Consider the following 21859-nt stretch of genomic DNA (forward strand, 5'->3'; position numbering starts at 1 on the left):
CATCAACTAGCTGCTTGAAGATCAAGGGAGGACGCCGTGGTGTTTCAAGAAAACCTCGCCATCGATATGAGAGGTATCACCAAGAGTTTCGGTGTGGTGAAGGCGCTTGTCGATGCTAATCTTCAGGTGACGCGCGGCTCTATACATGGCCTTGTTGGTCAGAACGGAGCGGGCAAGTCGACCATCATCAAGGTCTTGGCAGGCATTATAAAGCCGGATGCAGGATCAATCCGCATCAATGGGCAGGAAGTTTCGAAACTGACGCCAGCAAGTGTTGAGTGTCTGGGCGTGCACTTCATTCATCAGGACCGGCTTCTTGTTCCTACTGCGACGATCGCCGAGGCGATTTTTCTCAACCATGAGCCGAAGATCGGGCCTTTCATCAATCATCGTGAAATGACGCGCCGCGCTTCGGAACTGCTGCGCCAGTATTTTGATCTTGATCTGTCGCCGAATACGCTCGTGCAGGATCTCACGACGGCTCAACAGAAGATTGTCCAGATTACGCGCGCACTTGCCCAGAAGGCATCGGTTCTTGTGCTTGATGAGCCAACAGCAGCACTCGTTAAGAAAGAGGTCGATAGTCTTTTCATCGTGCTGCGCCGTCTTAAAGAGGACGGTATCGCTGTTATCTTTATCTCGCATTACATGAAGGAAATCGAGGATCTTTGCGATGCTGTCACCGTGATGCGCAACGGCACTAATGTCGGTGTGGTCGATCCTCGGATGACCGCGATCGATGACATTGTCGCTATGATGATCAATCGCGATGTGGGTGAGATGTTTCCAAAGCGCAGCAATGCAATTGGTACGCCAGTTCTCAGTGTCTCCCGTCTTGGCATGGCACCGCATTTCAGTGACATTTCGTTTGATGTCAAAGCGGGGGAGGTCGTGGGACTGACCGGCTTGCTTGGTTCTGGCGTGAAAGAACTGATCCAAAGCCTTTTTGGGCTTGATCGCCCTACGAGCGGTTCGGTTGTAATTGACGGAAAAGCAGCGCGCTTCCCTTCACCTGTATCAGCTGTGTCGCGGGAGGTTGCGCTTGTGCCGGAAGACCGGCGCGCTCATGGTGTTGCCATTGGTCTTTCGGTTCGCGAAAATATCTCGCTCGCTAGCCTGTCGCGCTATAGCAAGGGAGGGTTTGTTTCCCAGACGTTGGAAAACGCTTCCATTGATGAATTCATCAAAGAACTTTCGATCAAGACACCGCATCGGGACGCGCTGGTCAAGACACTGTCGGGCGGAAACCAGCAAAAGGTTGCGCTGGCCAAATGGCTGAGCTGCCAGTCCAGAGTTTACATATTAGACGAGCCGACTGTTGCAGTTGATGTAGGTGCGAAGGTTGAAATCTACACATTGTTGAACCGGCTCGCTACCGAAGGGGCGGCAATCCTGTTCATGTCGTCCGACCTTCTGGAGCTTGCAGGCTTTTGTGATCGGGTTCTGGTCGTTTATCGCGGCGAACTCACCAATGAATATACCGCCGACGAGTTGGACAGCGATGTTCTGCTGTCCGCCGCTTCCGGCGCGAGAGTAACTGCGAGGAGTGCACCAGCATGACGATGATCGCAGCAAATGGAGACATATCGATGAGCGGAAAGGAAAGCCCGACCGCAGTAGGAGCTACGCGAAGAAAGACGCTGGGTGCCTTGCTTGTGCGTATGGGTGCTATCGGCATCTTCGTGCTGATTTTGCTTTATTTCGCGTTTATGGCGCCAGGATTTCTGAATTTCTACAATATTCTCAATGTGATCGAGCAATCGGCGGTTCTGGGTGTGTTGGCGTTTGGCATGTCGGTTGTGGTGATCGGCGGAGGAAGTGATGTCCAGACGGGCGGTATTGATCTCTCGCTTGCGGCCAATACCGGTTTATGTGCTGCGGTTTTTGCCGTCTCGACGGCTGCCGGATTTCCAGTGCCGGTAACGCTTGCGATGGCCATTGGCACTGGTGTGTTGGTGGGTATGCTGAATGCCGTAGCCGTTGTCTGGTTTAATATCTTGCCACTTCTAGCAACGCTTGCGGTGATGAACATCGTTGCCGGTACTGAACTGATCCTGACACAAAACACTGTCGTATCGATGGCATCTGATTTCACCATGAATATCGCTGTTGGGTCCTTCCTTGGCGTTTCAGTGCTGGCCTGGTGCCTTATTGGCTTCACGCTTGCAATGGCGATCCTGCTTCATTTCACCGGCATGGGGCTAAGGCTCTATGCGGTCGGTGGGCATCCGGAGGCGGCGCGTGCTGCGGGTCTGAATGTGGGCGCCTATGTGGGCGGCACCTATCTCTTTGCCGGTTTTTGTGCCGGGCTGGGCAGCATCCTGCTGGTGTCGCGCCTGAGTGCGAGCACACCGGGAACGGGGGAACTGCTGCTTTCGGTGATCGCAGCAGCCTTGCTTGGAACGGTGTTTTCACGCCGCTTCGTACCGACTGCGGGCGGCACCATTCTGAGCACGCTGTTCATTGGCTTTCTTGCCAATGGGTTCCAGCTTCTCAATGTGTCCAGCTATTGGGTTACTGGGGTACAAGGCACCCTGATCCTGCTGGTTGTCGCAGCCACCTCCTTTGCCAAACCTTCGGAGCGCTGATCATGAACACGCTAGCTCACTCGAGAGCCGCTACGCTCTTTTCGATCGATAATATTTCCCGCTATGCTATCGTGCTTGCCTTTGTCGGTCTTCTGGTAACCTTCTCGCTTGCCAGCCCGACATTTTTTACGGGGCCTAATCTCTATAATGTGCTGTTGAACAATATTGTGCTGCTCGCAATAGTTGCTCTTGGCATGACGATTGTTATTACAGCCGGAGGCATCGACCTGTCAGTTGGTGTTTCGGTGGATATGGCCAGTCTGGTCTTCATAACGTTGCTTGCAACAGGGTATGGTGCTGCCTTTGGTATCTTTGCCGGACTATGTGCGGCCGCTTTGGTGGGGCTACTAAACGCCATTCTCATTACCCGGCTAAAGATCAGCCCGTTTCTTGCAACACTCGGCGTTTTGTTTATCGGCCAGAGTGTGCAGCAAATAGCAACAGGCGGCGGTCAGCCGATCTATCTGGTGACAGGGGATTTTGCTGCCGTGTTCAACGCCATTGTGCGTACGCATGTGCTTGGCATGCCAATGCCGATGATCGTTCTCGCCGTTTGCCTTGGTACGGTTTATGCAGCATTGCGCCATTCCGTCTTTGGTCGCTATGTGCGTGCCTTTGGTGCACAGCCGGGCGTGGCCTGGTATTCGGGTATCCGGGTGCCGTTCAATATGTCGATGGTCTATATCGCCTGCGCCATTTTATGCGGCATTGCCGGTATTCTGCTTTCCTCGACAGTTCGCTCTTATGTGCCGTTATCTGGCAATGCTTTCCTGCTCGATGCCATTGGTGCCACGTTTATCGGTACAACAATCAGCGCGGAGCGCCGTCCATCGGTTATCGGCACGCTGCTTGGCGTGGCGCTGCTTGCCATCGTCAAGAACGGGCTGCTGTTGGTCGGCTGGAACTTCTACTGGCAACAGGTCGGTGTCGGCCTACTTGTCTTCCTCATTCTTGCTCTCAGCTTCGGCCTGCGCGGCCGCATACACTGACATTTCGGAGAATTTTACGCATGGCACGTTTTGATGTGAGTTCGATCGGCTTTTACGTTCTTGATATTCTTGGCCGGCCTGTAACGCGCATACCTGATGGCGGGCGCGCTGATTATATTGAAGAAATCCGCATGACTGTCGCGGGTACGGCGGGTGCGACTGCGGTTGACTGCACCATTCTCGGTCTTTCCACGCAGGCCGTCACTACAGTCGGCGACGATGAGATGGGCGATTTTCTTCATGCCAAAATGGTCAAGTTTGGCGTTGATTGCGGGCTGGTCAAGCGCAGCAATGCAACACAGACTTCGGCGACAATTCTGCCTGTCAGACCCAATGGTGAGCGCCCGGCTTTGCATGTGCCGGGTACGGCTGCGATCTTTACGGTGGCAGAGGAAGATCTTGATGCAGCGCTTGATGCCACGGTGGTGCATGTCGGCGGCACAGGCTTGCTAAAGGCGTTTGATGGTGAACCAACCGTGCGGCTTCTAAAAAAAGCCAAGGAACTTGGCCGTATAACCACGTTTGATCTCATTCAAGCCAATCCTGAAACCTTTGCACTGGTCGAACCATGTCTGCCTTATATCGACTATTTCGTGCCAAGCATTGAAGAAGCTGGCGAAATGGCCGGTGCGCATGACCCGCGAGAGGTCGCACGTTTTTACAAGGCGCGCGGTGTGAAGAACGCAATCCTGACCATGGGCGCCGACGGCGTCTATGTATCGCCTGAAAAGGGCGAGGATTTCACCCTGCCTGCTTTCAATATCCTGGTCTCCGATACGACCGGCTGTGGAGACAGTTTCACCGCTGGCATCATTGTCGGCCTCATCAAGGGCTGGGACCTTCGCGAGGCTGCACGCTTTGCATCTGCGGTCGCGGCGCGGGTGGCCATGGGACTTGGTTCGGACGGCAAGCTGGTTTCGTTCGAAGATACGCTTGACGCCATGAACACGCTGCCCGTGCGCAGCAAAAACGCGGCCTGATCCCTATTATTTTGGAGTAAAATATCATGCAGATTATGCCAACAGGCACAGTTGCTGTCGTTACCGGAGCCAGCAGAGGCATTGGCCGCGCCATCGCTGTCGGCCTTGCAGAGTTTGGTTATGACGTTGTTGTTCTCGACCTTGGTGCGCAGAGCGCAGCTCTTGATGAAACGGCAGCCGGCATTCGTGCCGCTGGACGTAAGGCTTTCGTGCACACCCTCGACGTGACGTCCAAGACTGAGATCGAAGCGACTGTCACGGCGATCCTAGCCGAAGCGGGCAGCATCGATGTACTCGTTAACAATGCCGGTATTCTCAAGCTTTCCACGCTGGAAGATCTGAGCGAAAAGGACTGGGACGCCCATTTCGACGTCAATGCCAAGGGCGTGCTCTTGATGTGTCAGGCGGTTCTGCCGCATATGCGCAGCAAGAAAAGCGGTCGCATCATCAATATTGCTTCAATTGCAGGACGTCAGGGCGTTGCGATGCAGGGCCATTATGCGGCGACAAAATCGACCGTCATCACATTGACGCGTGTGCTTGCACAAGAAGTCGGCATGGATGATATCACAGTGAACGCCATCTGCCCCGGCATTATTCTCACCGAAATGGGTAAGAACAATCTTGGCAGCGATGAGGCCATTCGCCATTGGGAAAATGTCGCCTCGCTCAAGCGTCTTGGCTACCCGGAGGACGTGGTCGGACCGGTCCGCTTCTTTGCTTCCAACCAGTCGGATTTCGTGACTGGCCAGTCGCTGAATGTCTGTGGCGGTATCTATTTCCATTGACGCGATTGCGGGTGCCGCCACCGTGCGGCCCGCTCACTCTCTTTTGAGGACACTCATGCACGCGAACGCGTTGAAATTCCTGATCAATGGAAACTGGGTCGAGCCGATTGGCTCGAGCCGTCATAAATTGATTAATCCGGCGACCGAAGAAATGGTCTGCGAGATTGCGATGGGCGATAAGGCCGATGTCGACCGTGCTGTTGCTGCCGCAAAGGCGGCTTTCCCGGCTTATTCCATGACGACACCCACTGAGCGTCGGCGTTTGTTGCAGCGTCTTCTCGAACTCTACAACGAGAATTACGACGAGATCGCTGCTATGATGACCGAGGAGATGGGTACGACGGCGACCTTCTCCCACGCGGCGCAAGCATGGGTTGGGCGTGCGCATCTTGAAACCATCATTAATGTGCTTGAGACTTATGCATTTGAAGAGCTGCGCGGCGATGTTCTTATCACGCGCGAGGCGGTGGGTGTTTGCGGTCTGATCACGCCATGGAACTGGCCGATGAACCAGTTGGTGGTTAAAGTTGTACCTGCGCTCGCCGCAGGCTGCACTATGGTTGTCAAGCCGAGCGAATATTCGCCCCTAAGCTCTATTCGCTTTAGCGAACTGGTAAAGGAAGCTGGGTTCCCGGCGGGCGTTTATAATTACATCAATGGTGAAGGCCATATTGTGGGCGAAGCTATGTCGCGCCATCCGGATATCGACATGATGTCGATTACTGGCTCGGCTCGTGCCGGTGTGGCGGTTGCCAAGGCCTCTGCTGACACCATCAAGCGCGTGCATCAGGAACTGGGCGGCAAATCAGCGAATATTATCCTGCCTGATGCGTGTTTTGAGGAAGCTGTCATTCGCGGCGTGCATGGTTGCTACACGAATTGCGGTCAGGCTTGCAAGGCACCCACGCGCATGCTGGTGCCGCATGACAGAATGGATGAAGCCGCACAAATTGCTGCACATACGGCCAACGCCATTCGTGTCGGACCGCCCACTGATGCGGCGTCAGAACAGGGGCCAGTAGTCAATCGTCAGCAATATGAGCAGATTCAGGCGCTTATTGAAAGCGGGATTTCGGAAGGTGCTAAGCTGGTTGCAGGTGGTCCTGGGCGCCCGCAGGGGCTTAATCGCGGCTATTATGTCCGCCCAACTGTCTTCTCCCATGTCACGCCAGAGATGACGATTGCACGTGAAGAAATTTTCGGTCCCGTCCTTTCGATCATTGGTTACACAGACGAAGACGATGCGGTTCGCATTGCCAATGATACGGTCTATGGCCTTGCAGGCTATATTCAGACGAATGACAATGGAGCGGCACGTCGGATTGCGCGCCAGCTTCGTGTTGGGATGGTCTATATCAATGAGGCCGATTGGGATGCCGCCGCACCATTTGGCGGGTTCAAGCAGTCTGGCAATGGCCGTGAACATGGCGAATTTGGTCTTGCTGATTTTCTCGAGATAAAGGCAACCGGCGGCTTGGGAGTGGCAAATTAAAAAACTCTAACTCTTTTCCTAGTTTGGGCTTAGAATCATTTTGAAAGACTTTATCGTTTTGGAGAAGCTCGCGAACTGCGCCATAAGGTCGACATAGAATTCAGTTTTTGCCAGTCAATGTTGTTGACTGGCAATCTGGAAATGAGCGCCGTGCAGATGCTGCGATCACATAGAATAGCTTCTTGTGTTAGCATCACTTCGGAATCACCGATGTTGGATTTGCGCACCTAATAAACAGGCCCTTTGCATTGATCTGAATTAATGGTATGAATTATTCATACCTTGCTTGATGTGATCATAAAGAAAAGTAGAATGGCCAATATCGAGAAACGTACGATTAGCCTGCCTAGTGAGCAGGCAGCCTTCATCGAATCCAAAGTCAAGAATGGGGATTACGCCTCGGTTAGTGAGGTTGTTCGTGCTGGCATCCGGGCATTAAGAGAGCGGGATGAAGTGATTGAGCGCTGGTTACATAATGAAATTGCTACATCTTACGATGCGATGAAATCCGACCCTTCCCGGGCGGTGAGTGTCGATTCTGCTTTTTCTTCAGTTCGCAATCGACATGCTGAACGCATGAAAGTTCGAAAGTGATCTGTAGGAGAGTTGTCTTGTCGCCTGAAGCGGAGGCAGATCTTTTGGCTCTTTATGACTGGATAGCCGAAAGAGCTTCGCCTCAGACTACGCTGGGATACATTGACAGGCTCGAAAATTATGTTCGCAGCTTTGACTACGCTTCTGAGCGCGGCACTTTGCGTAACGACATACGTGAAGGACTACGAACTGTTGGCTTTGAACGCAGAGTTACGATCGCCTTCAATGTCACTGAGCAAAAGGTTGTTGTGCTAGGCTTCTTTTATGGCGGCCAAAATTGGCAGGAAGCCTTATCTGAACAGTGAAGTCATGATCATTGTTCTTGGTCGGTTATCTGGCAAGAGAGCCGGGCGTGTCTGCTGGGAATGGAGCGATACGGTTCTCGACTTGGAATCAGAAACAGCAATACGCCAACCAGGATGCCCCGCTTAGTATTGGTAAGTTGTTGAACGGTGGCTGAAGGCAGATAGCGTCCCTGTGCTCAGACGGTCATTTCCAATGTGTAGTCATACCATAGTGCGAACGCGTCGGCTCTCGCATGACGGAAGGATGCGTTGGTGAGTTTATAGCGACGAGGGCGGAAAATCAGATTGATCTGGTCATGCGCAGACAGGAACCTCTGCGCCTGATTTGCCGACTTGAACCACCCCAGTATCTTCTCACGTTTTCGCGTTTGTCTGTGCGAGACTTCGATCGCATTGTTGAGCCCCTTATGAGTTCGGTGAACTGCATTCGGGGCAAGTGTACGGATTGGCTTGATATAGCTGCGCAGTTTATCGGTCACGGCAACTCTCGGCTTGCCAAACCGTGCCATAAGACGGTGCAGAAAGCGTTTTGCTGCTTTCGCGTTTCGACGGGGTTGAACGAGAATGTCCAGTATATTCCCATGCGCATCGATCGCGCGCTAAAGCCAATGTTTTGTGCCACGGATTGTGATCACGGCTTCATCAATGTGCCACTTGTCACACGGTGCTGGCCGATCCCGGCGGACACAATTCGCAAAATGCTGCCCGAAACGGTTGACCAAAGCCTGACAGTTTCCCAACTGACAATGACACCACGCCTGGCGAGCAGATTTTCCACATCTGCGATGCTCAGGGCAACTCGAAAATAGGCTCAAACCGCATAGGCGATAATTTCACGCGCAAAGCGAAAGCCTTTCAGGCAAGGCATATGGGAGGGAATGATCATCCCCATCTGACAAAGCAACAAGGGCCATCAGGCAACTTGGCAAGACCTCGCCAAACTATTCGCCCCGATTGCGCGACGATCATCGAACGCACTGAGCAGAGCTTCGTCAAGCCCGATTGCCATTACCAGTAACTAGGCCTCGCCGGCCCGAGGCTGATGAGGTGGAACGCCAATAATCTGCCAAAAGCGGTGGACTGAAGTCTGACTGCGGTGTTCCTCTACAGCGGTTTGCTCTGCCGGGAATGGCGGGTTCGATATAGCGGCTGGGAAGATCATCACGATGGCATTCACATCATAGTCATTGTCGGCAAGAAGCGCGTTTGGCACTTATTCGGGTAAGCTGATCAAAGTGTCGCAAGCCTTGCAATTTGTGGCTCCACCACCCGCCAGATGGAAGCTTCGCATTTCCGCCGGTTGCTCACACCGCGCCTATTGGCATATCAATAACCGACGAGAATCGATGTCCATCGAGGAGCTGCATGCTCAAATGCAGTTGATGAAGGGAGAGCATTGAGTAACCGAGCCCTTTTTGCGCCTTGGCCTTGCTGATCCTATCGTCAAACGGAAAATGATCAGCCTTCTGGTCGAGGCCCTAGTAGACGTTTGATAGAAGAGACGGACTTTCTCCTGCCGCGACATTTGGAGTGTCATATTGCGGAGCCTCGAAACGCCCCTCTATGAAGGACGGGCGTCATCCAGATTTGAAGGTGCCGTTTGGAGCTCGAGTTGCACAGTCGTTTTTTGTTGTGCGGAATCGAAGCAGACCTTAAGAATTCATAGGCCTCTTTTGAAGACCATTTATTCTGAATGCATTATTATTTATGGGACTAAAATGAGAATCTTGTTCACTACACTCGGCGTCATCCTTGCGATAACTTCCTCAGCCATCGCTGAACGAAAGCCAACCATTCTTGATCTCGTTGAGAAAGGCTATGAAATCAAAACGTCGACGGGAAATTATGTTTTTCTGCAGAATGAAGAAAAGATTTATATGTGTTCATTTCTTCAGGTAAGTGAGTATAACGTTGTTTCGGGAGAGATTGATGCCATCAAATTCGATTGCGCTGCGGTTATTAAATGACGGGCAAAGATATGTTTGCAATCGCAGTGCCGTTGTTTTTCAATATTCAATCAGAACGGCTGGATGAAAAAGAATGAAGATTGTAGTATTCATTCTCGGAGTAGTTCAGATCCTGATTGGGCTATTGTTCATTGTTGAAGCGTCGTCAGTACAAAGAATGATACTTGGTACATTGTCATTTGGGCTTGGATCTGTTTGTTTCGGCATAGCAGGGATCATTGGTCGGCTGGATGAAATCCGCGCAAGTTGTGACGGTTCCAAACTCCGATGATAGGCAGGTTATCCAGATCAACATCACAGAAACCTAGTGCCCGGCCTGAACTGTTTCGAATTTGTTGCGGATGATTAACTTGAGTTACTAGCGATAATCGGTAGGTTTGTCATGCGCATGGTGGCGGTCTGACCTGTTGCTAAATTAGTGATAAGCGAATTGATGGCTTTACGTACTAGAGGCATCGTTAATACACGACTGACACTCGTGCGCAGGCGCTTCCTCCTGATAATTGTTGCCTTCGGTATCTGAGATGCCGAAATTTACGAACGCCATTTCTGAAAGGTCTTAATGATGAATAGTGCGGACGGAATTAGCGCATCGGTGTATACACGCTGGCACCAATTGGCGGTGCCTTTTGCCTTTGCGCTGAGTGCGGGAAGTTTTCTGTTCGTGATTTTCAATCGTGGTTCGTTGGGCATGGCGGGAGTAGTTGCTCTGCTGGCCCTGTTGGTACCATTGCTCATTACCTTCAAAGTCTTCCCAACCCGCAATCTGATTAAGGTCACCCCCGACGGTTTGGAGTTTTCACGCCGTGCACCAATTGCATTTTCTGACTTGACGAGTTGGGGTGATGACAATCTCCTCAAGCTGGTCCGGTCGGGTTATCCAACCCTGTTGGTGAGTCCGTTGGATTTGCCTAACCGGAAACGGCTGTTCAGCGAGTTTCGAAATGCGCTCGAAGATTGGCAGAAGAAGCAACAGCCTGGTAAGAAACCGGTACACCGAACTTATTTTTACGGATCGACGGGTGCTCGCGTTATCGGTGCACTGATTGCAATCTTGGGGGGCGTCGCGGCCATGATGGCGATGAATCTGCGTGAACCTTCAACTGCACTTACCATAGTCGCTACTTTGGGGGCGTTGTTTGGGTTAGCGATGTTGTTTGGTAAGCGGGTATGAAGCTCTCAGTGAAGTAACCCGCATTGGAACGTGTCAGCTGCGGTGAAGCCTTGTCAATGGCAATGTTGACTGGTTATCAGATATTTTTTTGACTTTGATCAAAGAGAACATTATTAGCCTTGGGGAATGGAAGATTATATCTGGTCAGCAGACAGGCTTAAGTTTAATCAGGATCGTCTTGATGTATAGGGTGTATAATGGCTGCTCAATCCGATCCCAACCTGCTTAACGACCTTTCGTCTTTCGTACAAAAGCTCACAAACGATATTGAACCACATCTGATTGAGGTCCGCCGGGACATTCATGCCCATCCTGAAACCGGCTTTGATGTCGAACGGACAGCGGGCTTGGTTGCGCGGGAGCTTGAGAGCTTAGGCATTGAGCATCAGACAGGTGTTGGACGGACCGGCGTTGTAGGTCTGATTAAGGGTGGCCGTCCGGGGCCGACTTTGATTATTCGCGCCGATATGGATGCGCTGCCAATCGAAGAGCAAACCGGTCTTCCCTTTGCTAGCCTTCATCCTGGGAAAATGCACGCCTGTGGTCACGACCTTCATACAGCGATACTGATTGGCATCGGCAAGGTTTTGAAAGACATTGCTCCGCGTCTTAGCGGCAATGTTAAATTGATGTTCCAGCCCGCAGAGGAAACGCAGGAGAGCGGTGCGCGCGCCATGATTTCCGACGGCATTCTCGATGGCGTTGATTATGCTCTTGGCTTTCATAATCATCCCGACGAACCAACAGGCACATTTACGTTTGTGGAAGGTGTAGCGAACGGTTCATCTGACGAGTTTGATATTACAGTTCATGCCGCGTCCGGTCATGCAGCGCGTCCGCATCAGGCTGTGGACCCGATCGTCGCTACAGCACAGTTGATTACCCAGTTGCAAACAATCGTATCGCGTGAAGTTGATCCGATGCTGGCAGCCGTTCTGACTATTGGTTCGATCCATGGTGGTCATACGCACAATATCATCCCGGATTCAGTATCGATCATGGGGACTGTGCGTTGTCAGGACCGTGATGCCCGCGACATTATCGAAGCTGCCGTGCGTCGTATCTGTGGTGGGCTTGAAGCATCATTGCGCGTGCGTTGCGAGATCAATTACGTGCGCGGCGTGCCTTCGATGGTGTCCGATCCCTATTTGATCGAAACAACGGGCGCAGTTATTCGCGAGCATTATGGCGATGTGTATTTCAAGCGTGGCGGAAGTCTGGGTTCGGAAGACTTTGCACTCGTGGGCGAACGAGTGCCATCGTTCCAGTTAGGGATTGGTGCCGCACAGGACGGCCGTGATGACAAACTGCATAATTCCGATTATCAGCCGAACGAACGATCTATTGCCAACGGTGTTGTGGTACTTTCACTGGCAGCAGCACGTATTCTCTCGTGAAACTGAAAGGGCTGCTAGAGCGCATCCCGAAAAGTGGGAAGCGGTTTTCGGAAAAAGATGCGCGTTAAAGTAAAGTTTTAAAGTGTCGACCTGATTTAATCTGATCGATACTTTAAAAGCCGCCCATTTTAATTATTCGCAAAGGTACTGGTTCGATAATGCGTGAATATGGATGGTGCCAATGCCGCAGCAGCCTCCAATGATATCTGCACCGTTTTTCACCCAACGCTGTGCCCATGCACCATAGGCATCCGGATCAAGATCAGCGCGGATTTCCGTAACAGTTGCGTTCGCCTCTTCATCACCCTGTTGGGATGGAAATGCATTGGCATAAACGCCAATCGGTATGTCCTTGTCCAGTTCATCGAAGACCTTCTTTGCCGCAAGAATGGCTGCATCCATAACTTCAGGCATTGCGCAGTTGAAAAGCAGCGCTTCTGCTCCTAGTTCAGCCGCAAGCCGCGCACCTTCTGCGATTGTTTCGCCTGAACGAAGCTGTGGCTCAGTCATAGACTCTGGGGTAACATCATCGCGCAGCGTATAGGAAATCCACAGTGGCTTTCCTGTCGTGCGAATAGCTTCATGCGCGGCTTTGACTTCGATCAGGCTGCTTTGGGTTTCGGCAAGCCAGAGATCAACAGACGGAGCCAGTCCATCCACCAGCACATTGAGCAATTCGCCCGCACGGGCCGGATCGAAAAGCTCAGGCTGATAGGAGCCGAAAACAGGCGGCAATGATCCGGCCACCCTGACCGGATGTTTGGCTGCATTTGCCGCTTCGCGGGCAATTGTGCCGGAGAGAGCCGCCAGTGTGTGGCCTTCCATAGTAAAGCGTTCTTCACCGATGTGAAAAGGAACAACCGCATAGCTGTTGGTGGTAATAACGTCGGCGCCTGCTGCGATATAGCCGTCATGTACTTTACGGACATAATGCGGAGCTTCAATAAGCGCGAGCGCCGACCATTCCGGCTGACGGAACGGTGCGCCAACACGCTCCAGTTCCCGACCCATGCCACCATCGAGAATGACTGTCTTGCTGCTCATGCTTTCATGTCCTTGTTTGTATCTGCGATAGTGCGTTCTTCACGCTTTAAAATGATGTCGTCCAGCCATCCCGGCTTCATCTGCGGAACAGATGCCAGAAGCTTTGCCGTATAATCATCGTAGGGCGGGCTTAGCACGTCTAACTTCAAGCCATAACGCACAACTGAGCCCTGGTGCATCACGGCAATCTTATCGGCTATGGTGCGAACAATTGCGAGATCATGCGTGATAAAAAGATAAGAGGTTTTTGTCTCGCTTTGTACGCGACGCAACAGTTCGAGAATGCTCTCTGCCACTAGCGGGTCCAGCGCCGAGGTCGGCTCATCGCATAGAAGCAGTTTGGGGCGTGCAGCAAGTGCGCGCGCAATACAGACACGCTGTTTTTGGCCGCCCGACAATTCCGCCGGGTACCGTTCGAGAAGGTTCTTTGGCAGTTCGGTAAGGTCTATCAACTCAGCAACCGCTTTGCGCCGCGCATCGCGGGGCATTCCGAAATAGAATTGCAATGGCCTGCTGATGATGTCTGCTATGGTCCGGCGCGGGTTAAGCGCAAGATCGGGCAACTGGCTAATCATCTGGATGTTGCGCAAAGTCTCTTTGGAGCGGCGTTCCAGACTTGCCGGCAGCACTGTGCCATCAAAGCGGATTTCTCCGGCTGTCGGCTGAAGAAGCCCGCTCACGACGCGGGCCAGTGTCGATTTCCCGGAGCCGGATTCCCCCACGATAGCCAGCGTCTGACCTTTTGCGAGATCAAGAGTGATGTCGGTTAGTACCGGTGTTGCCGGATTATAAGCGGCCGAAATGTTTGTAATGGTAAGCAGTGAGGTCGACGCTTCTACGCGGCTTTCGATTTCCTTTTGGCGAACAGCCACAAGCTCGCGCGTATAGTCTTCGCGCGGAGCGTCAAAAATTTTGCGAACAGAACCTTGTTCAACCATTTTTCCGTGGCGCAAAACCATGATGTCATCTGCTATTTGCGCGACAACTGCCAGGTCATGCGAAATATAAAGCGCTGCTGTTCCGGTCGTTGCGATTGCCTTCTTGATGGCAATGAGCACCTCAATCTGGGTGGTCACATCAAGAGCGGTTGTCGGTTCATCAAAGACGACAAGATCAGGACTGGCACAAAGAGCCATTGCGGTCATCGCGCGTTGAAGCTGACCGCCAGAAACTTGATGCGGATAGCGCTCACCAAAATGTTGTGGATCAGGTAGACCGAGGAACGTGAAAAGCTCAACAGCGCGGCTTTTGGCTTCGCTGCGCTTCATCAGCTTATGCCAGACTGTGGCTTCTATCACCTGATCAATCAGCTTGTGCGCGGGATTGAAAGCAGCCGCAGCCGATTGGGCTACATAGGAAATCCGGCAGCCCCGCATTTTCTGCGTGTTCTTGCGGGAGAGTGAAAGTACGTCCTGCCCGTCCAGTGTGATTGTCCCGCCGGTAATCTGAAGCCCGCCGCGTGCAAAACCTAACGTTGCAAGACCAATCGTGGATTTGCCAGCGCCGGACTCCCCGATTAGGCCAAGAACGCGGCCTTTTTGTAAAGTCAGATCAACATCATCAACGACCAGACCATCATCCGAGCTTATCTGAAGACCGCTGATTTTTAGCAGTGGTTGCTTGTTTGAATTATCCATTGGCTTGCGGGCCCCGTTTAAGGCTGGTCGTGCGGTGCAAAGTCCAGTCAACGACAAAGTTCACGCTGATCGCAAGCAAGGCAATGGACCCACCCGGAATAAGCGCGGCAAACACGCCGAACATCAGTCCATCCTTGTTTTCTTTGACCAGACTGCCCCAATCGGCAATCGGCGGCTGAACACCAAGTCCAAGAAAGGAAAGGGTCGAAAGGAACAGAATTGAAAACACAAAACGCAGCCCGAACTCTGCGAGCAGCGGCGACAAAGCATTTGGCAGGACTTCATGGAAGATGATCCAGCGTTTGCTTTCGCCGCGCAGCCGCGCAATTTCGATATAATCGAGCACCACAATATCGGAGGCGATCGCGCGGCTCACACGGAAAACGCGCGTTGCTTCCAAAACAGCGATAACGGCAATCAGGATGAAAATGCTTTTTGGCAAAACAGCCAGCACCACGAGCGCAAAAATCAGTGTTGGTATTGCCATGAGCAAATCGTTGCCGCGAGACAGAACCTGATCTGGCCATCCGCGCGTCAGGGCTGCAAGAAAACCAAGCGGCACACCAATCATAAATGCCAGAATTGTAGCTGCAGCGGCAATTGAAAGCGTTAACCGCGTGCCCCAGATGACGCGGGACAGAAGATCACGGCCAATATTGTCGGTTCCAAGCAGCGCCTCGGAAGAAGGACCCTGCCACACACTGCCGACCACTTCCGAAATGGGATGCGGCGCGAGCCAATCAGCAAAAATTGCAACAAGCATAAAGAAGGCGATCCCGCCAAACCCAATTACTGCCAAGAGCTGTGAGCTTTTGTTGCGGTTGCTCATCCTGAATGCCTCAGCCGCGGATTGGTCAGAATGACGATGACATCGGCAATGATATTGAGACCGATGTATACGGCTGCAAAAATTAGCCCGCATGCCTGCACCACTGGCACATCGCGTTTGGAGACGTGATCCACCATATATTGTCCCATGCCCGGATAAACGAAGATCACTTCGACAACGACCACACCAACAACAAGATAGGCAAGGTTTAGCGCGATGACGTTAATGACCGGTGAGAGTGCATTAGGAAGCGCATGTCTGAGCAGAATGCGCCAACGCGGTAAGCCTTTAAGTTGTGCAGTCTCAATATAGGGCGATGACATCACTGCAAGAAGCGAAGCGCGGGTCATGCGCACCATATGTCCGGTGACGGCAATGACAAGCGTCATGCAGGGCAGGGCAATTGCAATCAGACGTTGCCAGGCACTCATGGACGAGTTCACAATCGCACTTGATGGCAAAAGGCCATGTGAAATCGCAAAATAGGCAATCAGAATATAGGCCACGAAAAATTCTGGCAGCGATATGGTGCTCAGTGTAGCCACCGCGATGCCGCGATCAATCGCAGTCCCTGCATAGAGAACAGAAATAATGCCAAGCAAAAGGGCAATCGGTATCGCAAAAAGTGCAGCTATTGCTGCGAGATAAAGAGTATTGGACAAACGGGGCGCTATGCTTATTGCAATGTCTTGCCGGTTGGAATAGCTACGGCCGAGATCGCCCCGAACTGCATTGCCGAACCACTCCGCATAGCGTTGTATAGCTGGTCGCTCTAGGCCTAGTTCCTTGCGGATATTCTCGACAGCTTGCGGCGTTGCCTGTTGCCCTAGCATTGCAGTGGCCACATCACCGGGTAAAATTTGCGTTCCGGCAAAGATGATAACGGAAATAGCCCAGAGCAATACCGCACCGAGCAACAGGCGCTTGAAGATTAGTCCCGAAAGCGAATTGCCGCGCAAAAAAGCGACAGGATATTTGCGACCCGAAATTGTGGCCTGCTCGCTATTGCTGGGGAACTGGTCTGGCTGCATGTCTGTCATTGGCGGTCCGGAAATAGGCGGTCGGAACGGGGAAGTGCCGCCGGTGTTACCCGTTCGGCGCGCCAATGCCAAGACCCTTGTTATTAAGCATTCCCCGAAAGCGGAAGCGCCTTGTGGGGAATACTTTGGTAAGTAGAAATAGCTATCGGTTATGACTTCCGCTATTCTTCAAGCCAGACCTTTTCAGCCAGACGATAACCGCTCATATCGCCACCACCTGGCACGGAAACATAACCCTTCACCTTACCAATGGCGGCAGCAAGATTATCAGTAAAGACCGGGATCAGTTCTCCGCCATCTTCCACGATCAGCACCTGCATGTCGTGATAAATCTGCTTACGCTTGGCTTCATCCAGTTCGACACGGGATGCAGCAAGCAGTTTGTCAAATCCTTCGTTGCTCCAGCCGGTTTCGTTCCATGGAGCGCCAGTCTGAAGGAGCATCGAAAGCATCGCATCAGCGGTCGGGCGAACCGACCAGTTGGAAGCGACAAATGGCTTCTTCAGCCAAACTTCATCCCAGTAACCGTCTGACGGTACGCGCTCGACATCGATCGTAATCCCGGCTTTTGCCGCCGATGCCTGATAGAGCTGTGCCGCATCTGCTGATCCGGTAAACCCATTATCGGACACGCTGAGCGGAATTGAACCAGAGAAGCCTGATTTCTTCAGATAAAATGCTGCTTTTTCTGGATCATAGGCGCGCTGTGGAACATCCTTTGAATAAAGCGGGTTCCACGATGGGATCGGGTGATCATTGCCGACAGCGCCCGTGCCAACCAACAAACTCTTCTGCAACTCTTCGCGGTCGATTGCATATTTAAGCGCAAGACGCAGATCGTTGTTTTTCAGCAATTCGGAATCTGTGCGCATTGGGAAGCAATACATCGAATTTTCCGGCGTACGCAGAATCTGAATGTCCGGGCGTGCGCTCAGATGACTGACCAGGCGCGGTTCGACGGCGTTCACGATATGCGCCTGACCGCTCATCAGTGCCGCCATGCGCGCAGTCGTGTCGTCCATAGCTATAGTTTCAACGGAATCCACATTAGCGCGATCCGGATGCCAGTAATTTGGATTACGGCGCGTCAATGCCCGCACACCTGGCTGGAAATCCTCCAGAATAAACGCACCGGTGCCGATGCCTTTGTCGAAATCCTCTCCATCTGGTCCGATGCCCAGATGATAATCGACAAAAGCTGCAGGGAAATCGACATTGCCCGCATTGAGCGTAATGGTGATTTCATGCGTGTCAGTTGCCACAACGTCTGTGACAGCGAGAAGTACGCCCTTGCCGCCGGATTTAGTTTCATCACCACGATGATGGTTGAGCGAATAGACAACGTCTTTGGCAGTCAGTTCTTTGCCATTATGGAAAGTTACACCTTTGCGCAGGCGGAATACCCATTTGCTTGCATCGGCGTTGGCTGGTTCCCAGCTTTCAACCAGGGCGGCTGTGAGTTTACCATCAGGACCAAGTTCCAGCAGCGTGTTAAAAAGCTGAAAGCCGACGGTGTACATATATGCCATCGTATAGGATGCGGGATCCAGATGGTCCGAACTGGAAGCAGAGTGCATGGCGATAACCAGATGCCCGCCTTTTTTTGGCTGTGCATCCTGCGCCTGTGTCTGTATTGGCAATAGCAATCCTGATCCAGTCATTCCTAAACCAGCGGCGAAGGCTACTCCGGCTGACATGCTGAGAAATTGCCGCCGTGATGGCTGCAGCGAAATGATCGGGCTTTTCTGGTGGGGCATTTTTGCACTTCGACGCTATGAGGAATTTGGCTTTCAAACCTTGTTAATCTCATTATAAGAAATCCTCAACAAGCAACAAACGCAATGATACGCAGCTATGATTAGAATATTATTCCAATCGAATTCATTAGAACGATCCTTTGCTAAAATTTGATGGCAATTTCTGACTTGCAATCTGTATACTTCATTTACAGTATAAATGATGCGTATTTTAGCATCGTGAGCCCTGACGACGGCGCGGATCTGGCCATACGAAGAAAGATATGTGGGAACAACAAAGCCATTACGGCGGCGATGAGCGCCACAAAGACAGAGCCTTCTCTATTAGAAACCGACGACTTGCTTCTCTTCGTAGACGTGTTGCGGTAAATTGAGAAAATGGTCAAAATGCTGGTGAAACTCAACGCGCCGGGTTTCCGAGGTGTTCAGTAGCCCGCTTCTCTCTGGTGTCGGAACGCGAGCACATAAACCGCATTCTCGGCTGTTTCATGACGATAAAGCGCTATATATCCTGAGTCCCCAAAAGGGATCACCAACTCCCGCAGCTCCGGCGCACTGGGGAAAGGCCGCCCGATATCAGCCGCATTCTCGAGTTGGAACAAGTGACGTTGAATCGCATTACCAGCGCGCTGTGCGGCTTCTTGTGATTTGGCAATCAGAAATCGACGGCAGCGTTCCAAACCTTGTGCGGCACTTTCGGTTATAACTACTCGTGGCACTCTGGCACCGATGTTTCGTCATTTGTGCCCCAGTTGTTGAGCCAGTTACGGACTTCTGTGCCGGTAAGATGGCGACCCGTCTCTTTAAAGGAAGCCCAGGAAGCAATGGCTTCCTGTTTAAAACTCTCGCGGGCTTCTTCGCGCTCAACATATTGCGCAATGGCTTCGAGCATGATCCAATGCGCCGACCGACGGCGTTGGCTGGCAAGCTGTTGGACGCGCCCTTTCAGAGCGTCATCGATTTTGAGGGAGGTGGCCATAAGGGCTCCTTATCACTTGGTATTACCTCGTAATAATATAGCGCGTTATCATGCGTGTGTCCACGTTACGTGTAGGAGTGCCTGCATGCCAACTGAACCGTACCGCCAAAACGGTTATTGCGCTTGAATGCTTTGCCAAGAACCGCCACCTCACCTAGAAAACTGGAAAACGACACATTCATTAGGGAGTTTGGGTCTACAAGTAAGTTGAAGTTGCAATGTCAGCCCAATCCTGAAGCAACAATTTAAAACAAATAGCAGACGGGAATGTGTGGATTATGATTGTGTCGTTTCTCGCACATTTTATCAAAATCTTCATGAAGTTTTTTCAATTGAGGAAGGTCCACTCCGCCGCGTATTCTTTAACGCGACAGTATGTATTTTAATGTATTACTTCCCGCCGCATAGCGTACTCGCCTTCAAAATCGTAAAGGGGAAACTATATCTTACACGTGGTGCGGCTTTGCTGTTAGTTCAACGCCGAGCGCTCGCATTACGGCAAGCGTTGTCTTCAGTGTTGGGTTTCCGCGCTCACTGAACGATCGATAAAGTTGCTCACGAGATAACCCTGTCTTTTGCGCTATATCGGCCATTCCCTTTGCGCGAGCAACAACACCGAGCGCTTTCGCGATATAAGCAGCGTCACCGGTTTCAAAAGCATCAGCCATGAAGAATGCAATTTCTTCATCGTCTGTCAGCGCAGCCGCTGGATCATAAGTCGTCAGTACTTCAGCCATTATCTTCGCTCCAATCTGATGCCAGTTTTTTCGCCGTTGCTATGTCGCGTTTCTGCGAGCCTTTATCACCACCACAAAGAAGTATGATCATTACATTGCCGTGCTTCTGAAAATAGATCCGGTAACCAGGTCCATAATGAATACGCAGCTCACTTATGCCCCCTCGCCCACAGCTTCGACATCACCCGCTAAACCTTCAGCCAACCGCATCAAACGTGTGGCAATGATGGTTCTTGCTCGTTTATCTCTCAGCCCGGTTTCCCATCTATGAAAAACAGATGTTTGTTTTATCTCGATGACCATATCACAGATGTAGTCTATAAACTACATCTTTTCAAGTTAGCCTAGGCTTGACGTAACCGGCATCTGGCCCCCTTGCACCGCGCCACAGAGATTATGACGGGTTGGCTTATCGTAGAATAGGGAGGTCTTCTGGTGGGATCAGGAGTTGGATGCTGCGTGCTGCGCCCGGCACGCGGGATATAAATCCTGCCTTCTCGAGGGTCAGCACCATCTGGTGAACAGACGGAGCGGTAACGGCGAAGTGGCGACGCATGTCGGCTTCGGCCGGAGGCTGTTTGAAGATGCGGCTATAGGCGTAGATAAAGGCCAGGTACTGGCCTTGGACTTGCGTAAGGCCATGTCTTGCCGTTGCGGCTTGCGGGTCAAGTGAGGGACTCATTTTCGGTTTCATCTGCGTCTCCGCGCTGAAGGAGGTGTCGATGAATATAAAGTTTTACGTAGAGCTTAGCCAATCGGAACGTGATCAACTGGCTGCTTTGTTGAGCGGGGGCCGTCATGCGTCGCGCAAGATCAAGCGCGCCCAGATCCTGGTCGCGGCGGACGAAGGCTTCAGCGACGAGTTGATCGCGGCAACCTTGAACGTCAGCGGATCGACGATTTACCGGACCAAGCGCCGGTTTGTGGAAGCCAATCTGGAGGGCGCGCTCAGTGAAGAACCGCGCCCGGGCGTTGGGCGCAAGCTATCAGCCAAGGAGGAGGCGCTGTTGGTGGCGACCGCCTGCTCAAAGCCGCCGCCCGGGCGAGCCCGCTGGACGCTTCCAGTTTGGCACATTGCGATGCCGTTCGAGGAGGGGGCATCCACGCCATCATTTGCGGGAGAGGGCGAAATCCTACGTTAGCGGCTATGCGATCTTCTGGAAACGGGACACTTTGAGTAGTGCGGTAACCTTTTTGTAAGGATCGCTGCTCGATAGCAGGGGCGCGGAAATCTGAAACCTGCGCCACGTCCGCAGCGACCCGGAATCCGGGCCGCGACGTGTCGCAAAAAATCAGTTGCCCAAGTTTGACTTTCGCACCTGATTTTTGCGACCGGTTGTCCCAGCATAATTGTAGCCTATGTATGACCAGAAAAATACAACAACCCCGAACCAAACTAGCGCTACCCGGATGCACTGCGCTGAGAAACTCAGGAACGGGAATGAGTTCATAGGCTCTTCTCCCCGTAGCAATGGCCAGCCCTCGGCCTGCCAGAACGACAGATATGCGTTTACGCCGAGAAGCAGCGGAGCGATCCAGCCGGCGGATAGCAGCGCAACAAT

The 21859-nt window shown here is 52.2% G+C and carries 20 protein-coding genes and 3 pseudogenes; 12 read left to right on the top strand and 11 right to left on the bottom strand.

The features are described 5' to 3' along the window. Positions 1-66 precede the first annotated feature (66 nt). From CES85_RS25740 to CES85_RS25775, 8 genes are all read left to right on the top strand, one after another. Positions 67-1560 carry a sugar ABC transporter ATP-binding protein gene (locus tag CES85_RS25740; protein WP_095448872.1) on the top strand — a complete coding sequence of 498 codons (1494 nt, stop codon included), beginning with the start codon at positions 67-69 and terminating at the stop codon, positions 1558-1560. Continuing rightward, on the top strand, positions 1557-2588 hold the full coding sequence (locus CES85_RS25745) for an ABC transporter permease (protein WP_244923334.1): 1032 nt from the start codon (positions 1557-1559) through the stop codon (positions 2586-2588). The genes CES85_RS25740 and CES85_RS25745 overlap by 4 nt, the downstream gene beginning before the upstream one ends. A gap of 2 nt (positions 2589-2590) precedes the next feature. Beyond that, positions 2591-3577: an ABC transporter permease gene (locus CES85_RS25750; RefSeq protein ID WP_095448604.1), complete on the top strand. Its 987-nt coding sequence runs from the start codon at positions 2591-2593 to the stop codon at positions 3575-3577. A 20-nt stretch (positions 3578-3597) separates the two neighbouring features. Beyond that, positions 3598-4557: a carbohydrate kinase family protein gene (locus CES85_RS25755; protein WP_095448605.1), complete on the top strand. Its 960-nt coding sequence runs from the start codon at positions 3598-3600 to the stop codon at positions 4555-4557. A 26-nt stretch (positions 4558-4583) separates the two neighbouring features. Continuing rightward, complete coding sequence (locus CES85_RS25760) at positions 4584-5345, top strand: SDR family NAD(P)-dependent oxidoreductase (RefSeq protein WP_095448606.1); 762 nt, start codon at positions 4584-4586, stop codon at positions 5343-5345. A 55-nt stretch (positions 5346-5400) separates the two neighbouring features. Then, entirely contained in the window at positions 5401-6837 is a 1437-nt protein-coding gene (locus CES85_RS25765; RefSeq protein WP_095448607.1) for an aldehyde dehydrogenase family protein, read from the top strand. Between the two features lie 312 nt (positions 6838-7149). After that, entirely contained in the window at positions 7150-7431 is a 282-nt protein-coding gene (locus CES85_RS25770; RefSeq protein ID WP_095448608.1) for a type II toxin-antitoxin system ParD family antitoxin, read from the top strand. A gap of 17 nt (positions 7432-7448) precedes the next feature. Next, positions 7449-7736 carry a type II toxin-antitoxin system RelE/ParE family toxin gene (locus tag CES85_RS25775; RefSeq protein ID WP_244923335.1) on the top strand — a complete coding sequence of 96 codons (288 nt, stop codon included), beginning with the start codon at positions 7449-7451 and terminating at the stop codon, positions 7734-7736. Positions 7737-7912: 176 nt separating this feature from the next. On the opposite strand, the pseudogene CES85_RS25780 reads toward CES85_RS25775, so the two are convergent. Beyond that, positions 7913-8622, bottom strand: a pseudogene (locus CES85_RS25780) (IS6 family transposase). A gap of 832 nt (positions 8623-9454) precedes the next feature. On the opposite strand from CES85_RS25780, the gene CES85_RS25790 reads away from it, so the two are divergent. The 3 genes from CES85_RS25790 to CES85_RS25805 all read left to right on the top strand — a co-directional run bounded on the left by CES85_RS25790 (position 9455) and on the right by CES85_RS25805 (position 12274). Beyond that, complete coding sequence (locus tag CES85_RS25790) at positions 9455-9703, top strand: hypothetical protein (protein WP_095448611.1); 249 nt, start codon at positions 9455-9457, stop codon at positions 9701-9703. Between the two features lie 562 nt (positions 9704-10265). Next, positions 10266-10877, top strand: a complete 612-nt coding sequence (locus CES85_RS25800; protein ID WP_342352146.1) for a hypothetical protein — start codon at positions 10266-10268, stop codon at positions 10875-10877. A 197-nt stretch (positions 10878-11074) separates the two neighbouring features. Continuing rightward, positions 11075-12274, top strand: coding sequence for a M20 metallopeptidase family protein (locus CES85_RS25805; protein WP_095448613.1), 1200 nt, complete (start codon positions 11075-11077; stop codon positions 12272-12274). Positions 12275-12406: 132 nt separating this feature from the next. Here the strand turns inward: CES85_RS25805 and CES85_RS25810 are convergent, their stop codons facing one another. The 10 genes and pseudogenes from CES85_RS25810 to CES85_RS25860 all read right to left on the bottom strand — a co-directional run bounded on the left by CES85_RS25810 (position 12407) and on the right by CES85_RS25860 (position 20979). Beyond that, a complete protein-coding gene (locus tag CES85_RS25810) occupies positions 12407-13318 on the bottom strand; it encodes a homocysteine S-methyltransferase family protein (RefSeq protein ID WP_095448614.1) in 912 nt (303 codons plus the stop codon). After that, positions 13315-14955, bottom strand: coding sequence for an ABC transporter ATP-binding protein (locus tag CES85_RS25815; protein WP_095448615.1), 1641 nt, complete (start codon positions 14953-14955; stop codon positions 13315-13317). The genes CES85_RS25810 and CES85_RS25815 overlap by 4 nt, the downstream gene beginning before the upstream one ends. Then, complete coding sequence (locus CES85_RS25820) at positions 14948-15784, bottom strand: ABC transporter permease (RefSeq protein WP_095448616.1); 837 nt, start codon at positions 15782-15784, stop codon at positions 14948-14950. The genes CES85_RS25815 and CES85_RS25820 overlap by 8 nt, the downstream gene beginning before the upstream one ends. Beyond that, complete coding sequence (locus CES85_RS25825; protein WP_244923336.1) at positions 15781-16824, bottom strand: ABC transporter permease; 1044 nt, start codon at positions 16822-16824, stop codon at positions 15781-15783. Before CES85_RS25825 ends, CES85_RS25820 begins: the two co-directional genes overlap by 4 nt. 161 nt (positions 16825-16985) lie before the next feature. Further along, complete coding sequence (locus CES85_RS25830) at positions 16986-18581, bottom strand: ABC transporter substrate-binding protein (RefSeq protein WP_095448617.1); 1596 nt, start codon at positions 18579-18581, stop codon at positions 16986-16988. Positions 18582-19006: 425 nt separating this feature from the next. Further along, positions 19007-19300: a type II toxin-antitoxin system RelE/ParE family toxin gene (locus CES85_RS25840; protein WP_095448619.1), complete on the bottom strand. Its 294-nt coding sequence runs from the start codon at positions 19298-19300 to the stop codon at positions 19007-19009. After that, positions 19288-19560, bottom strand: a complete 273-nt coding sequence (locus CES85_RS25845; RefSeq protein WP_095448620.1) for a CopG family ribbon-helix-helix protein — start codon at positions 19558-19560, stop codon at positions 19288-19290. Before CES85_RS25845 ends, CES85_RS25840 begins: the two co-directional genes overlap by 13 nt. 446 nt (positions 19561-20006) lie before the next feature. After that, positions 20007-20297 (bottom strand): addiction module antidote protein, encoded by a 291-nt coding sequence (locus tag CES85_RS25850; protein WP_095448621.1) that lies wholly within the window; start codon positions 20295-20297, stop codon positions 20007-20009. Continuing rightward, positions 20290-20600 (bottom strand): annotated as a pseudogene (locus CES85_RS25855) (type II toxin-antitoxin system RelE/ParE family toxin). The gene CES85_RS25850 and the pseudogene CES85_RS25855 overlap by 8 nt, the downstream one beginning before the upstream one ends. A 106-nt stretch (positions 20601-20706) precedes the next feature. Beyond that, positions 20707-20979 (bottom strand): LexA family protein, encoded by a 273-nt coding sequence (locus CES85_RS25860; RefSeq protein WP_095445719.1) that lies wholly within the window; start codon positions 20977-20979, stop codon positions 20707-20709. A gap of 40 nt (positions 20980-21019) precedes the next feature. On the opposite strand from CES85_RS25860, the pseudogene CES85_RS25865 reads away from it, so the two are divergent. Continuing rightward, positions 21020-21358, top strand: a pseudogene (locus tag CES85_RS25865) (helix-turn-helix domain-containing protein); the annotation flags it as partial. Positions 21359-21859 lie beyond the last annotated feature (501 nt).

It is taken from the genome of Ochrobactrum quorumnocens (assembly GCF_002278035.1).
Taxonomy (GTDB): Bacteria; Pseudomonadota; Alphaproteobacteria; order Rhizobiales; family Rhizobiaceae; genus Brucella; species Brucella quorumnocens.